The organism is Vibrio sp. 10N.247.310.23, from assembly GCF_041467155.1.
Lineage (GTDB): Bacteria > Pseudomonadota > Gammaproteobacteria > Enterobacterales > Vibrionaceae > Vibrio > Vibrio crassostreae_C.
In genome coordinates this window covers 105,230-119,826 of the sequence record NZ_JBFSTZ010000014.1, presented here as the reverse complement: position 1 = coordinate 119,826, position 14,597 = coordinate 105,230, and the positions used below count along the sequence as shown (strand labels likewise).

14 protein-coding genes are annotated in these 14,597 nt (G+C 44.0%); 8 read left to right on the top strand and 6 right to left on the bottom strand.

What is annotated here, in order from left to right:
- The first annotated feature begins 82 nt into the window (after nt 1-82).
- Nucleotides 83-1,372 carry a citrate synthase gene (locus AB6D93_RS12860; protein WP_017061949.1) on the top strand — a complete coding sequence of 430 codons (1,290 nt, stop codon included), beginning with the start codon at nt 83-85 and terminating at the stop codon, nt 1,370-1,372.
- A gap of 248 nt (nt 1,373-1,620) precedes the next feature.
- Here the strand turns inward: AB6D93_RS12860 and AB6D93_RS12855 are convergent, their stop codons facing one another.
- Nucleotides 1,621-2,379, bottom strand: a complete 759-nt coding sequence (locus AB6D93_RS12855) for a Nif3-like dinuclear metal center hexameric protein (RefSeq protein WP_102332540.1) — start codon at nt 2,377-2,379, stop codon at nt 1,621-1,623.
- Nucleotides 2,380-2,469: 90 nt separating this feature from the next.
- Between AB6D93_RS12855 and AB6D93_RS12850 the strand changes: the two genes are divergently transcribed.
- Nucleotides 2,470-3,228 carry a DUF1853 family protein gene (locus AB6D93_RS12850; RefSeq protein ID WP_017061951.1) on the top strand — a complete coding sequence of 253 codons (759 nt, stop codon included), beginning with the start codon at nt 2,470-2,472 and terminating at the stop codon, nt 3,226-3,228.
- A 122-nt stretch (nt 3,229-3,350) separates the two neighbouring features.
- Here AB6D93_RS12850 and pgm read toward each other — a convergent pair whose 3' ends face one another.
- Both pgm and seqA read right to left on the bottom strand, forming a co-directional pair.
- Entirely contained in the window at nt 3,351-4,997 is a 1,647-nt protein-coding gene (gene pgm, locus AB6D93_RS12845; RefSeq protein WP_017061952.1) for a phosphoglucomutase (alpha-D-glucose-1,6-bisphosphate-dependent), read from the bottom strand.
- A 92-nt stretch (nt 4,998-5,089) separates the two neighbouring features.
- Entirely contained in the window at nt 5,090-5,629 is a 540-nt protein-coding gene (seqA, locus tag AB6D93_RS12840; protein WP_017061953.1) for a replication initiation negative regulator SeqA, read from the bottom strand.
- A gap of 93 nt (nt 5,630-5,722) precedes the next feature.
- Between seqA and AB6D93_RS12835 the strand changes: the two genes are divergently transcribed.
- From AB6D93_RS12835 to fldA, 3 genes are all read left to right on the top strand, one after another.
- Nucleotides 5,723-6,484, top strand: coding sequence for an alpha/beta fold hydrolase (locus AB6D93_RS12835; RefSeq protein ID WP_017061954.1), 762 nt, complete (start codon nt 5,723-5,725; stop codon nt 6,482-6,484).
- 108 nt (nt 6,485-6,592) lie between these two features.
- Entirely contained in the window at nt 6,593-6,811 is a 219-nt protein-coding gene (locus AB6D93_RS12830) for a DUF2788 domain-containing protein (RefSeq protein WP_004737900.1), read from the top strand.
- A 58-nt stretch (nt 6,812-6,869) separates the two neighbouring features.
- Entirely contained in the window at nt 6,870-7,403 is a 534-nt protein-coding gene (gene fldA, locus AB6D93_RS12825; RefSeq protein ID WP_010436745.1) for a flavodoxin FldA, read from the top strand.
- Between the two features lie 96 nt (nt 7,404-7,499).
- On the opposite strand, the gene AB6D93_RS12820 is transcribed toward fldA, so the two are convergent.
- The gene (locus AB6D93_RS12820) at nt 7,500-8,006 is read right to left on the bottom strand and encodes a DUF4442 domain-containing protein (protein ID WP_017061955.1); all 507 of its coding nucleotides are present in this window, start codon (nt 8,004-8,006) and stop codon (nt 7,500-7,502) included.
- Between the two features lie 207 nt (nt 8,007-8,213).
- Between AB6D93_RS12820 and fcrX the strand changes: the two genes are divergently transcribed.
- Nucleotides 8,214-8,660, top strand: coding sequence for a ferric iron uptake transcriptional regulator FcrX (fcrX, locus tag AB6D93_RS12815; RefSeq protein WP_017061956.1), 447 nt, complete (start codon nt 8,214-8,216; stop codon nt 8,658-8,660).
- 57 nt (nt 8,661-8,717) lie between these two features.
- The gene (locus tag AB6D93_RS12810) at nt 8,718-9,335 is read left to right on the top strand and encodes a prepilin-type N-terminal cleavage/methylation domain-containing protein (RefSeq protein ID WP_032547229.1); all 618 of its coding nucleotides are present in this window, start codon (nt 8,718-8,720) and stop codon (nt 9,333-9,335) included.
- 132 nt (nt 9,336-9,467) lie between these two features.
- Here the strand turns inward: AB6D93_RS12810 and glnS are convergent, their stop codons facing one another.
- Both glnS and nagE read right to left on the bottom strand, forming a co-directional pair.
- Nucleotides 9,468-11,135, bottom strand: coding sequence for a glutamine--tRNA ligase (gene glnS / locus AB6D93_RS12805; RefSeq protein ID WP_017063407.1), 1,668 nt, complete (start codon nt 11,133-11,135; stop codon nt 9,468-9,470).
- Nucleotides 11,136-11,434: 299 nt separating this feature from the next.
- On the bottom strand, nt 11,435-12,985 hold the full coding sequence (gene nagE / locus AB6D93_RS12800) for an N-acetylglucosamine-specific PTS transporter subunit IIBC (protein WP_032545860.1): 1,551 nt from the start codon (nt 12,983-12,985) through the stop codon (nt 11,435-11,437).
- A gap of 475 nt (nt 12,986-13,460) precedes the next feature.
- Here nagE and nagA point away from each other — a divergent pair, with 475 nt between their 5' ends.
- On the top strand, nt 13,461-14,597 hold the full coding sequence (nagA, locus tag AB6D93_RS12795) for an N-acetylglucosamine-6-phosphate deacetylase (RefSeq protein WP_102332541.1): 1,137 nt from the start codon (nt 13,461-13,463) through the stop codon (nt 14,595-14,597).

Here is a 14,597-nt window from a genome sequence, read left to right as displayed (position 1 = left end):
ATTGACTTTCCCACGTAAGACCAGTAAAAAAATGGCACATAAACATCCTGGACGGATTAAATAATAAACAAAGGAGATTGTTATGGCGGATAAGAAAGCTACCCTTCACATTGAAGGTCAAGCGCCAATCGAGCTGCCGATTACAGAAGGTGTACTTGGTACTCCAGTGATCGATGTTCGTACACTAGGTTCTAATGGTTTTTTCACTTTTGACCCTGGTTTTCTTGCCACTGCATCCTGTGAGTCTCAAATCACTTTTATTGACGGTGGAAAAGGCATTCTTTTACATCGTGGTTATCCAATCGACCAACTTGCCAATAACGCTGATTACTTAGAAGTATGTTACATACTTCTTTACGGTGAAGCCCCATCTCGAGCTGAGTACGAAAAGTTCAAGACTACCGTGACACGTCACACTATGGTGCACGAGCAAATCGCTAGTTTCTTCCACGGCTTCCGTCGTGACGCTCACCCTATGGCTGTAATGTGTGGTGTTGTAGGCGCTCTAGCGGCGTTCTACCACGACTCACTTGATGTCAACAACGATACACACCGTGAAATTGCGGCATACCGCCTGATTTCAAAAATGCCAACACTGGCTGCAATGTGTTACAAATATTCAATCGGTCAGCCGTTTATCTACCCACGTAACGACCTAGGCTACGCAGAAAACTTCTTACACATGATGTTTGCAAACCCATGTGAAGAGTATGAAGTGAACCCTATCGTTGCTCGTGCAATGGATAAGATTTTCACTCTACATGCTGACCACGAACAGAACGCTTCTACGTCTACAGTGCGTCTTGCTGGTTCATCTGGTGCTAACCCGTTTGCGTGTATCGCAGCAGGTATCGCATCACTTTGGGGCCCAGCTCACGGCGGTGCAAACGAAGCTTGTCTGCGCATGCTTGAAGAGATCGGTAGCGTAGATAACATTGAAGAATACGTTGCGAAAGCAAAAGACAAAGATGACCCATTCCGTTTGATGGGCTTCGGTCACCGTGTTTACAAGAACTACGACCCACGTGCAACAGTAATGCGCGAAGCGTGTCACGAAGTGCTTAAAGAGCTAAACATCCAAGATCCACTACTAGACGTAGCGATGGAACTTGAGCGTATCGCTCTTTCTGATGAGTACTTTGTTTCTAAGAAGCTATACCCGAACGTAGATTTCTACTCAGGTATCATTCTGAAAGCAATCGGTATTCCAGTATCTATGTTTACAGTAATCTTCGCGATGTCTCGTACCATCGGTTGGATTGCTCACTGGAACGAAATGCACAGCGATCCGACGAACCGTATCGGTCGTCCTCGTCAGCTATATACTGGTGAAGAACAACGTGACTTTAAAGCACTTCACGAACGTGAATAGTTGCTATAAATCATAATGTTAAAAGGGGTTGATGTGAGAACATCAACCCCTTTTCTTTTGTACGCTCTCAACTTCGTCATCCTCAAGAATGCGAAGTGAACGAATAAAATAATATCGTCATCCCCAAGAACGAGGGACGAATGAGTTGGGGATCTCCTTAAGCGAGCAGATAAACTATACAGGTTACCTGCTCAATTCTAGAGAACGACGCATACACTCGACTCGTACCCCTTATCTCGCATCTGCTCTTAAACTGGGTTATCGATATCGATAAACTCAACATCCAAGCAGTGCTCTTTTGCTAACCACTCACCTACTGCCTTCACGCCGTAGCGTTCTGTCGCATGGTGACCTGCAGCAAAATAATGGATGTCTTGCTCGCGGGCCGAGTAAGTTGTGCGCTCAGAAATTTCACCAGAGATAAATGCGTCGATACCTTGAGAGGCTGCAAGTTCAATGTAGTCTTGACCACCACCAGTACACCAACCGACGGTCGTTATCATTTTGTCTTGGTTTTCTGGAGCGATATGCAGTGGTTTACGATTTAGAGCTTGATCGATTTTTGCTGCGAATTCAGTACCTGTCATTGGTGTTTTTAATTTACCAAACATAGCAACCGATTGTGGGTGCCCTTCCAAACCGCCTTCGACTTCTATCTCAAGTAACTCCGCCAGTTTCGCGTTATTACCAAGCTCAGGGTGGATATCAAGCGGCAAGTGATAACCTAAAAGATTGATGTCATTTTTAATCAAGGTACGAATGCGCTTGCCCTTCATGCCACGAATCGCTTCTGACTCGCCTTTCCAGAAAAAGCCGTGATGGACTAACAAAGCGTCTGCGTTCAGTTCTACCGCTTTATCAATCAAGGCTTGAGAAGCTGTTACACCAGTAACGATTCGCTTCACTTCTGTCGCGCCTTCAACTTGAAGACCATTAGGACAGTAATCTTTAATCTGCTGTGGCTGCAGTTTTTCGTTAAGTAGCTTTTCTAATTGTAAGTTAATCATTTTTCTTTCCAGCTTACCTTTATAATAACGTCGTTATATCAATTTACGGGTAGAATGTCGAAAGCCCCACGATGAGTTTATGAGGAAGAGATGACAGCACTGCAACGTTTTTACCAATGGGTCATCGACTCACCGCCATTACTAGAAATCAAGCCACCGGTTTCGGATCTCAGTGCATTCTCTAGCAACCATGCCATCGACTCATCACATACTTATGAGGGTAATCCTAGATTAGGTTTCCTCTACCAATATCTATGCGAGCAAGTGATCGCTGCCTCACCGAATTACTCGATAAAGCACGACGAGATTCAGATCAATGTGGAAGGCAGAACTCTCGGTGCAATCGACTTTATTCTTAAAGAAGAGAGCAGCCAAAAGCTGGAACATTGGGAAGTGGCGATTAAGTTTTATCTGCTCCACGAACAAACATGGTTTGGACCCAACTCTCACGACCAATTGGATAAGAAACTCGACAGGATGCTCAGCCACCAACTCGAAATGTCCTCTTCTGCCGCCTTTGTTGAGCAATATCCAGAAATCGATGTCGACTCAAAACACTTACTGATGCAAGGTCGTCTGTATACAAACCCTTTCTTAGAGCAAAACATACCGACAAAATGCTTGGGCTATGACATTAACCCAAGCCAAGTAAACGGCTTTTGGTGCTATCAAGATCAGGCTCATTTAATCAGTGAACCACTGTATCCACTCACCAAAGAGCAATGGGCAGCAGGGACGGATGATTTCAGCAGTCAGCCGATCACCGAGTTCGGTGATCGCTTCGTCCATGGGCAAACAAAGTCGGGGCAATTCTGGTTTGTGATGCCACAAAGTTGGCCACACGGTTAGTCGTCTGAGCTAACTCAGTTACCTTTTCCCGCTTATACGTAACTAACACAAACAAAAAGGGTTGATGCTTTCACATCAACCCTTCTTCTATTTACTTAGCAACTCTAGTAATCGAGATTCGATTATAGGCCAGCGGCTGCAAATACTTGGTTAACAATCTCTTGAGCTTCTGCTTCGATTGCTTTCAGGTGCTCTTCACCCTTAAAGCTTTCACAGTAGATCTTGTAGATGTCTTCAGTGCCTGATGGACGCGCAGCAAACCAGCCGTTCTCAGTTGTCACTTTCAAGCCACCAATCGCAGCACCGTTACCTGGAGCGTGTGTTAAGCGTGCAGTAATTGCATCACCAGCCAACGTCTCAGCAGAAACCATCTCTGGAGATAGTTTCTTCAGCACGTCTTTCTGTGCACCATTTGCTACCGCTTGAATACGGTTGTACTTAGATTCACCGTGTTTAGCGGCAAGTTCTTCGTAGTATTCTTGTGGGTTCTTACCTGTCACTGCTGTGATCTCAGCCGCAAGCAAGCAAAGAATCAGGCCGTCTTTATCTGTTGACCAAGGCGTACCGTCTTTACGTAGGAAAGAAGCACCTGCGCTCTCTTCGCCACCAAAACCAAACTGGCCGTTGTATAAGCCATCAACGAACCATTTGAAACCAACTGGCACTTCACAAAGTTCGCGACCTAAGTCAGAAACTACGCGATCGATTAATGCACTTGATACTAGTGTCTTACCAACAGCAACGTCTTTACCCCAACCTTCACGGTTACGGTATAGGTAATCAATACAAACCGCTAAGAAGTGGTTTGGATTCATCAAACCTTTAGGTGTCACGATACCGTGGCGATCGTAATCTGGGTCGTTACCAAATGCTAGAGCGTACTCGTCTTTAAGCGCCAGTAAGCCTGCCATTGCGTATGGAGAAGAACAGTCCATACGAACTACGCCATCTTTATCTAGAGACATGAATTGGAATGAAGGGTCAACCGCTTCACTTACCAGAGTAAGATCTAGATTGTACGCTTTACCAATTTGACGCCAGTAATCAATACCGCTGCCACCCAGTGGATCAACACCAATCTTGATGTTTGCTTTCTGGATCGCTTCCATATCCACGACGTTAACCAAATCAGCGACGTATGGCGCGACTAGGTCAACTTCTTTTACTAGCTCAGACTGTTTAGCCTGTGCGATAGGCGTACGCTTAACACCTTGCATTTGCTCAGCAATGATCACGTTCGCACGGTCTTCAATCGCTTGAGTCAGTTCAGCTTCAGCTGGGCCACCGTGTGTCGGGTTGTATTTAATACCGCCGTCTTGAGGTGGGTTATGTGAAGGCGTGATAACAATGCCGTCGGCTTTTTTGTCATTCACTAGGTTGTGCGTAAGAATCGCGTGCGAGATACCAGGTGTTGGAGTAAAGCCGTTGTTTTCTTGAATAATAACTTCAACACCGTTCGCTACAAGCACTTCGATAACCGTAGAGAACGCAGGCTCAGATAGAGCGTGAGTATCTTTACCTAAGAAAAGAGGGCCAGTTGTACCTTGCTCGGCACGAACTTCAGCAACCGCTTGTGCAATTGCTAGAATGTGGTTTTCGTTAAATGTTGATTTGTCTGCTGTACCGCGGTGACCTGAAGTACCGAAAAGTACTTTATGATCTGGGTTCGTAGCATCCGGTTGCTGTAAGAAATAGTTAGCAACTAAAGCCGGGATATTATGAAGATCTTCCTGCTGAGCTTTCTGCCCAGCACGAGGGTGCATAGCCATTTTTCGACATCCTTATATATAAAATTTTAAAACAAAAAAACCTCATAATATCTTCTTATCCATGGATATTATGAGGTTTAAATCAGATTTCGTTAAATTGAACCTGTTACTTTTTCTATCAATTCTGCTTGGAAATTCATGCGGCTCATAAGCTGCTCAACCATCTGTCTTTTTCGGCTTGTATTGTTATTAGTAATAACCCAAAAAGGACTTTGTGGAATAGCTTTAGGCTTAGTCGTGTTGCCGTTTGCTAGCAACGTCGCTTCGTTATCTGCAAAGTAAACGCGCTTACGGCCTTTTACTTGAGTTGCTTCTGAAAAGCTTAAAGGGTCGATTTTATGCAGTGTTGATAACACAAGCATGAAACGATCAATGGCTTTCTTTAGTGATGCAAACTCATCTGATATTAGTAGTGAGCGCATTTCTTTAACGCCATCGAACTTCTCTGGAGTAAAGCCTACCTCTTTGCTAACAACGATACCTTTTGGCTCAACGATCTCTTCGATCGGAGCCATGCCTTGGCTATCAACCTGTAACAAGCGGCGCAGAATATCTGAAGCGCTTTCGCCAATACGTTCTGTCTGACCCGCAATAAAACGGTATAGGTCCTCATCAACCTCAATTGTTTTCATTCGCTTTTCACAATCTCAATGTTTAAACTCTGGGGGATTATAGCGAGATCCGCGCGGATACTCTACGTCAAACCCACCATGAATAAGATAAAAATGTCAGTACAGCTCAACTATAAAATTGAAGGTGAGGGTCACACCATTGTTTTGATCCATGGATTATTCGGTAATCTGGACAACCTTGGCTTGCTCGCTAGGGATCTAAAAGCCGATCATCAGGTACTTAGTATCGATCTCCGCAACCACGGTCAATCCTTCCATAGTGACACTCATAACTATCAAGCGATGGCACAAGACGTGGCTCAACTGCTGCATGATCTTAAGTCAGAAGACGTCACTGTGATTGGTCACTCGATGGGTGGCAAAGTAGCGATGGCACTGACACAACATCTTGCGCTGCATAAATTGATTGTCTTGGATATGGCTCCGGTCGCGTACACTCAGAGTCGCCACGACAACGTATTCGCAGGCCTGCAAGCCGTGATAGAAGAAGAGCCGACTTCACGCTCAGATGCACTCAAGGTTCTCGCAAAACATATCGAGATCGATGGCGTTCGCCAGTTTTTAACCAAATCTTTGTTCAAAACAGAGCAAGGCATCATGGAATGGCGCTTCAATGTTGCTTCGTTATTGAGCAACTACCCACATATTATTGGTTGGGAACCGATCGAGAAAACCTCGGTCAAAACCTTGCTCATTAAAGGTGGGGATTCAGATTACCTAACCGCAGAACATCAAGCAGCCGTTCAGCAGCAATTTTCTAACGCAAAAGCGCATGTCATTGCCAACACAGGTCACTGGCTGCATGCTGAAAAACCAGCAGAAGTACTTAGAGCAATTAGAAAATTCATCGCTTAACTGCGCTTTTTCGTGCAGATAAATGAGAGCTGTGTAATTACTGCAGATTAACTTTATCTCACAACAGTGATATAGTGCGCCCAAGCAAAATTGGTATATAAGGTTCCCATGCTTTACGACTACATGAACATCATCGAATCTGTTGGTTTAGATCTCCTGTTTGCCGCGATTTTCTTTTTAATCGGTATGGCAATTAAGGACGTTCTCAAGCAGGGAAATGTTCCTCCATTTGGTCGTCGCATCGTATGGTTAGTACTTTTCCTTGGCTGTGCGGGTTTTATCGCCAAAGGGATAATCCAACTAAGCTGGGAAGGAACTGGGATCTAACGATTCTCTTCCGAACTTTATTACACCGACAACAGACAAAATGAAAGGTAATGATTCTATGGCAAGTGTAGGTCTCTTCTTTGGTAGCGATACAGGTAACACTGAAGCTGTTGCTAAGATGATTCAAAAGCAATTGAGCAAACAGCTCGTTCACGTTCAAGACATTGCAAAAAGCAGCAAAGAAGATATCGATAACTTCGATCTACTGCTGCTTGGTATCCCTACGTGGTACTACGGCGAAGCACAATGTGATTGGGATGACTTTTTCCCAGAGCTAGAAGCTATTGATTTCTCAACTAAGCTTGTTGCTATCTTTGGTTGTGGCGACCAAGAAGATTACGCAGAATACTTCTGTGATGCTATGGGTACTATCCGTGACATCGTTGAAGCGAAAGGCGGTACTATCCTAGGTCACACATCAACTGAAGGCTACGAATTCGAAGCATCGAAAGGTTTAGTTGAAGGCGATGACAGCCAATTCGTTGGTCTATGTATCGATGAAGACCGTCAACCTGAGCTAACTGATGAGCGCGTATCTAACTGGGTTAAACAAATCCACGAAGAGATGTGCCTAGCAGAGCTAGAAGACTAATTCTCTAGTGGTTGTTAATTGTTACAGTTAATAACCATTATGTAGATATGAAAAAACCTCCTTATAGGAGGTTTTTTGCTATTTAAAATCTATTAATTAGCACTCAGCCTCTAATGCTTCATCATCATCTCTAAATTGCGGCTTCTTTCTTACATAGAGGGTGCGTTGAATTTCTGAAACCACATTACCCTGCTTATCTTTCACGTGAATAATAAATTCGGGGAAACACTTTTCACCGAGTTGCGTCTGACGATAGATATCGTCAAGCTGCCCTTGCCTTATCTCAAAATCTGCATACAAGTCCGATTGCCCCGGCTTGATGAAGTTAATGCTCGCTTCTTTATCCCAAACATAATATCGTTCACCTAAAATTCCCATTAACATCAATGAGTAAACGGGATCGGTAAGAGAAAAGATACTGCCGCCATATTGAGTACGATTGGCGTTCTTATTCCACCAGCGTAGCTTAAGTACTGTCTTAACAACCCTAAAGTCAGTGCTAATGTGGGCTATTCGAATACCCGCTCCCCAAAAGGGAGGCCAAATATTAAGAGCAAATTTTACAATGTTGGGTTTATATATTTTTGCGAGTTGCTTATTCATAACAACATTCCATGTTCATATCAGAAACACCGTCACCTTGACTGGTCGTACCTCCACTATAAGTGAGATACTTCCAATTTACAAAACAGATTGTGATGTCAGTAAGTAACCCTTTGAAGTTCGTGGTTTATTGTTATGCCTGACTAAACTATAATGGTATTAATATTGAATTCTGTTAATTGCTGCAGATCATCAACAGGAAAGTATATGTCAGACAATAATCAAGCGCTAAAAGATGCAGGTCTTAAAGTGACCCTTCCACGGCTCAAAATTTTAGAAGTATTACAACAGCCAGACTGCCAACATATTAGTGCTGAAGATTTATATAAGAAGCTGATCGACCTAGGTGAAGAAATCGGTCTTGCAACCGTTTATCGAGTACTTAACCAATTCGATGACGCTGGCATTGTAACTCGTCACCACTTCGAAGGCGGCAAGTCTGTATTTGAACTTTCTACACAGCACCACCACGACCACCTTGTATGTTTAGATTGTGGCGAAGTGATCGAATTCTCTGATGACATCATCGAAGAAAGACAGAAAGAGATTGCTCAGCGTTACAACGTGCAACTAACAAACCACAGTTTGTACTTGTACGGCAAAAGCATTAACGGAGATTGCAAAGGCAATCCAGACGCGCATAAAGCGAAGTAGTAATACAGAACGCTGGCTTAGGCCGGCGTTTTTTATATAGGGCATCATAAAGTATCCATGAAAAGAATCCCGCTAGTTAAGGCTTTTACTTTAATTGAGATGTTGGTTGTTGTAGTGATTATTGCAGTGCTTGCTATTGTTGCCCTTCCCCGTTTTCTTAACATTCAAACCGATGGCCGTATCGCTCTGTTTGACGCTGCTCAATCTCAATTTCAAACTGCGATCACGTTTGCTCACAGTAAATGGCTGGTCAGCGGCGGCGGCAACGCTGAAATGAATGACATGCCAGGTTTTGGGGAAGACGGAGACGGCAATGCTCAATTGGACATAAATGACGTCGGCTACCCACTCGGCGTCGATAAAGGCAACCCTATGGGGCAGCCTTACAACATAGGTCAAGGTGACCAAGGGTGTGTGTCAATATGGAATGCCATTATGACAACCGACCTGACCGCTACTACAGACCCGAACCAGTCCAACAATTTTGATTTTATTACCCGCCGTCAAAACCATAGTTTTGTTGCCAAAGACGGTACTCCTCAAAACAAACTCGCGCTTTGCTACTTCATCTACACTGGAGTCGATTTCGACAGCGATCCTGGTAATGCAGGTTATGTTTTCTGGTACAACTCACGCACGGGTGAAGTAACCCAACAAGACCCTAATAATCCCTAAAACTCTGGCTCTAGTGCTTAAAACGCTAGTTGGTCACTAGAAACACCTTGGTAATCAAATTTAAGACACAAAAAAACCGGCTCTAAGCCGGTTTTTTATTGGGTCGTTTTTAACAAACTAAATACTCAAGCATTAAGCTTCAGTTTTACCCCATGTGTCACGTAGACCAACCGTGCGGTTGAAGACTAGTGCATCTGCTTTAGAGTCTTTCGAATCCACACAGAAGTAACCTGTACGTTCAAACTGGTACGCTTGCTCTGCCACACCTTCTGCTAAGCTAGGTTCAACAAAACCATTTAGCGTAACAAGAGATTCAGGGTTTAGCGTTGCAGCGAAGTCATCAGCAGCGGCTGGGTTTGGCACTGTGAATAGACGATCGTACAAACGAATCTCAGCAGGCAGTGCTTTATCAGCAGATACCCAGTGGATAACGCCTTTCACTTTGCGGCCATCTGCAGGGTTCTTACCCAATGTTTCATTGTCGTAAGAACAGAAGATAGTCGTAATGTTGCCTTCTGCATCTTTTTCGATACGTTCAGCTTTGATCACGTAAGCACCACGCAGGCGAACTTCTTTACCTAGAACCAAACGCTTGTACTTTTTGTTTGCTTCTTCACGGAAGTCGTCACGTTCGATCCAAACTTCGCGTGTAAATGGAACTTCACGAGTACCCATTTCTGGCTTGTTCGGGTGGTTTGCAACCGTTAGCGTTTCTACTGTATCTGCTTCGTAGTTTTCGATAACGATCTTAACTGGATCCAGAACAGCCATTGCACGAGGTGCATTTTCGTTCAGATCATCACGGATGCAAGATTCAAGTGAACCGAACTCAATCATGTTCTCTTGCTTAGTTACACCAATACGCTTACAGAATTCACGAATCGAGCTTGAAGTAAAACCACGACGACGTAGGCCAGAAATAGTAGGCATGCGTGGGTCATCCCAACCTTGAACTAGGTTTTCAACCACAAGTTGGTTCAGCTTACGCTTAGACATCACTGTATATTCAAGATTCAGGCGGCTAAACTCGTACTGACGAGGTTGGCAGTCAATCGTGATGTTATCTAGAACCCAATCGTACAAACGACGGTTATCTTGGAATTCAAGCGTACAGATAGAGTGCGTAATACCTTCCAGCGCATCAGAGATACAGTGAGTAAAGTCGTACATTGGGTAAATGCACCACTTGTCAGCCGTTTGATGGTGGTGAGCAAAACGAACACGGTAGATAACAGGATCGCGCATAACCATGAACGAAGAGCTCATGTCGATCTTAGCACGTAGACACGCTTTACCTTCTTCAAAGCCACCGTCACGCATTTTTTCAAACAACGCTAGGTTCTCTTCAGGGCTGCGGTCACGGTATGGGCTCGCTTTACCAGGCTCTTTTAGCGTGCCACGGTACTCACGGATTTGATCAGGACTTAGCTCGTCAACATACGCTAAGCCTTTATTAATTAATTCCACAGCATAAGCATAAAGCGTATCGAAGTAGTTTGATGAGTAACAAATATCACCAGACCATTCGAAGCCTAACCAGCTTACATCATTCTTAATTGACTCAACGTATTCAACGTCTTCTTTTTCAGGGTTTGTATCATCGAAACGAAGATTACATTGTCCCTGGTAGTCCTGAGCAATACCAAAGTTCAAGCAAATAGATTTAGCGTGACCAATGTGCAGGTAGCCATTTGGCTCCGGCGGGAAACGAGTATGCACGCTACTGTGTGTACCATCCGCTAAATCTTTATCAATAATTTGGCGAATGAAATTCGATGGACGAGCCTCAGCTTCACTCATCTATAGCACCTCTATGTATTTAGTATTGTCAGAGAAAGTTATCTTTCGTCCCCAAGAAAACGGTCGCTTATAGCGCCAGTCAAAGATAGAAAGATCATTGTTGCTAATCATCCACAATTCTTAGCCTTTGCACAATAAGAACCGTCCGTTAATTGCGATTATTTCTGCTATTCGATGAAGAATAGAACGAACCGTGTTCGCTGGTCTTAAGCTGCAGGCACAAAAAAGCCTCCCATGTGGGAGGCTTTCAATTTGACACTTACTTAAGAGTAACTTTACGTCTTAACTAAGTACTTCCCTTACTGTGGAAGTTTTACATCAGATAGGTCTTCGCCTGCACCAATAGCTTTCATTTCGCCAGCTACGATTTCAGCTAGTGGGCCTAGGATAACCTGTAGGTTGTTTTCACCTAGTTTAACCACACCTTTAGCACCAAGTTTCTTAAGAACAACTTCATCTGCAACAGAGCGGTCTTTAAGAGTTAGACGTAGACGAGTGATACAAGCGTCGATTGAAGTTAGGTTGTCGTGACCACCTAGAGCTTTAAGGTATTGACGTGCAAGGTCGCCCTTTGGTGCTTCGCCAGCAGGAGCTGCAACAGCTTCGTCATCATCTTCACGACCTGGCGATTTCAAGTTGAAAGCGCGGATTGCGAAAGAGAAAGTGAAGAAGTATAGAGCACCGAAGCCAAGACCGATTAGTAGTAGTACGAATGGTTTAGTTGCTAGACCCCAGTTCAATACGAAGTCGATAAGACCAGCAGAGAAACCGAAACCGTGCAGAGTACCAAACATGTTAGCAACTACTAGAGACAAACCTGTAAATACAGCGTGCATTGCGTATAGAGCAGGAGCTAGGAATACGAACATGAATTCTAGCGGCTCTGTGATACCTGTTAGGAATGAACAGAATGCAACTGAGAATAGTGCGCCACCAACTTGGCTACGTTTTTCAGCAGGAGCAGCTAGGTACATTGCAAGTGCAGCACCTGGTAGACCGAACATCATTACTGGGAAGAAACCGTTCATGAATACGCCAGCGCCTTTATCGCCGCCGAAGAAACGGTGTAGGTCGCCAGATTTAACTGTTTCAGTTACTTCTTTAACAGTTGCAACAATTTCTGGGTTAACTGAGTTAGCAAATTCAAATGTGTACTCTTGACCAACAACTAAAGTTTTAGCTAGTGCAGGGTCAACACAAAGTTGAGAGAAGCCTTCTGCAGCAACTACGATCTCTTGACAAGAGCCCATACCGAACCAGAAGTACGAGTTCAGTACATGGTGTAGACCTACTGGGATAAGTGCACGGTTAAGAGTACCGTAAACAAATTGACCGATAGCGCCAGACGTTGAAACTGCGTGAGCAAGTGCATCTAGACCAGATTGAACAGCAGGCCATACAACACCAAAGATTGCGCCAGCAACTAGAGCAAATAGACCAGCCATAATAGGAACTAGACGTTTGCCAGAGAAGAATGCTAGCCACTCTGGAAGACGAGTCGCGTGGAATGCATTGTAAGAGTGACCTGCGATGATACCTGCAAAGATACCGCCGAAGAATGACATATTTACACTAGCATCGATGTTTGTTGCGGTTGCTGTCAGAACAAAGTAAGCAACTGCACCAGCAAGACCTGCTGCGCCGTTACCGTCTTTAGAAAGACCAATAGCTATACCCAAACCAAACAATAATGGTAGTTGACTGAAGATTGCGTTACCAGCAGATGCCATGAATGCGATATCGAGTAAGTCTGGTTGACCCAGACGTAGCAGCAATGCCGCAATCGGAAGCGTTGCGATTGGTAGCATTAACGCCTTACCAAGCTTCTGCGCATATCCTAGAATATTCACCAGTTGTTTCCCCCTATAGGATTTTTTAGAATTCGTTTGAGAAACTTATTTTAGTCGCTCAATTTAGTCCTATTCAGTGTATTCAATTAATTTTGCTCCGCAAATTAAAACCTTACCATTTGTGATCCTAATCACCAGTTTTTACCAAATCCAGAGGTTTTTGCTAGCGAGATCATAAAACTTATTTTATCATTCAAAAAAATGAACATTTATGGATAAAATCCAAATCTAATCATTAGGCAAAAAGATGGTAACTCCGGGCTTATAGAGCACCGTGAACAATCATTATTGATGAACCTAAATGTATAATAAAAATCAATCGTTCATATGTTTTTCAACAACTTAAATCGCTTATCATTTTGAAGCCGTTTGCCCATAAAAGATAAATCGTTACGTAAATGATGCTCGCAAACTAAGTCCGCATTTAGGTAACGAACGAATTTAAAAGATCTCACGAAATAAGGATTAGCTGACTATGTACGCGCTAAGTAACTGTAAAATTTACACTGGTAGTGATGTTCTAACCGATCATGCTGTTGTAATCGAAAACGAACTGATCAAAAAAGTCTGTCCTATCTCTGAATTGCCAGAAGGAATCGAGCTTCGCGACCTAGACGGAGCAAACCTAAGCCCAGGTTTCATTGACCTACAACTGAATGGTTGTGGCGGTGTAATGCTTAACGATGAGATCACTGCAGAAACCATGCAGATCATGCACAAAGCAAACCTGAAATCTGGCTGTACTAGCTTCCTACCAACGCTTATCACCTCTTCAGACGAAGATATGCGTGCGGTTATTACGGCAGCTCGTGAATACCATAACCAGTACCAAAACCAATCTTTAGGTCTGCACCTTGAAGGCCCTTACCTAAACGTTGCGAAAAAAGGCATCCATAGCGTCGATCACATTCGTAAATCTGACAACGAAATGATTGAGCTTATCTGTGAGAACCGTGACCTTGTTGCAAAAGTAACATTGGCTCCAGAGCTTAACGACCCTGAACACATCGAACGCCTGCACAAAGCTGGCGTTGTCGTTTCTATCGGCCACACCAACGCAACTTACGCAGAAGCGCGTCAAGGTTTCGAATCTGGTATCACGTCCGCCACTCACCTGTTCAATGCAATGACGCCGATGGTTGGTCGTGAGCCTGGCGTTGTTGGCGCGATTTACGATACTCCTGAGGTTTACGCTGGCATTATTGCCGACGGCTTCCACGTTGATTACGCAAACATCAGAATTGCGCATAAAATCAAGGGAGAAAAGTTGGTATTAGTGACGGATGCCACAGCTCCTGCAGGTGCTGACATGGAATACTTTATTTTTGTCGGTAAGAAAGTATATTACCGTGATGGTAAGTGTGTTGATGAAAACGGCACACTGGGCGGCTCAGCTCTGACTATGATTGAAGCAGTTCAGAATACAGTTGAGCACGCTGGTATCGCTTTAGACGAAGCTCTTCGCATGGCTACGCTATACCCAGCTACGGCTATCGGTGTAGAAAGCAAGCTAGGTCGAATCAAAAAAGGCATGGTTGCAAACCTAGCTGTATTTGACCGAGACTTTAACGTTAAAGCGACTGTTGTTAACGGACAATACGAGCACAATTAA

Coding starts and splice junctions, on each gene's coding strand:
- AB6D93_RS12860 (WP_017061949.1), top strand. CDS start 83: ATGGCGGATAAGAAAGCTACCCTTCACATTGAAGGTCAAGCGCCAATC.
- AB6D93_RS12855 (WP_102332540.1), bottom strand. CDS start 2,379: ATGATTAACTTACAATTAGAAAAGCTACTTAACGAAAAACTGCAGCCA.
- AB6D93_RS12850 (WP_017061951.1), top strand. CDS start 2,470: ATGACAGCACTGCAACGTTTTTACCAATGGGTCATCGACTCACCGCCA.
- pgm (WP_017061952.1), bottom strand. CDS start 4,997: ATGGCTATGCACCCTCGTGCTGGGCAGAAAGCTCAGCAGGAAGATCTT.
- seqA (WP_017061953.1), bottom strand. CDS start 5,629: ATGAAAACAATTGAGGTTGATGAGGACCTATACCGTTTTATTGCGGGT.
- AB6D93_RS12835 (WP_017061954.1), top strand. CDS start 5,723: ATGTCAGTACAGCTCAACTATAAAATTGAAGGTGAGGGTCACACCATT.
- AB6D93_RS12830 (WP_004737900.1), top strand. CDS start 6,593: ATGCTTTACGACTACATGAACATCATCGAATCTGTTGGTTTAGATCTC.
- fldA (WP_010436745.1), top strand. CDS start 6,870: ATGGCAAGTGTAGGTCTCTTCTTTGGTAGCGATACAGGTAACACTGAA.
- AB6D93_RS12820 (WP_017061955.1), bottom strand. CDS start 8,006: ATGAATAAGCAACTCGCAAAAATATATAAACCCAACATTGTAAAATTT.
- fcrX (WP_017061956.1), top strand. CDS start 8,214: ATGTCAGACAATAATCAAGCGCTAAAAGATGCAGGTCTTAAAGTGACC.
- AB6D93_RS12810 (WP_032547229.1), top strand. CDS start 8,718: ATGAAAAGAATCCCGCTAGTTAAGGCTTTTACTTTAATTGAGATGTTG.
- glnS (WP_017063407.1), bottom strand. CDS start 11,135: ATGAGTGAAGCTGAGGCTCGTCCATCGAATTTCATTCGCCAAATTATT.
- nagA (WP_102332541.1), top strand. CDS start 13,461: ATGTACGCGCTAAGTAACTGTAAAATTTACACTGGTAGTGATGTTCTA.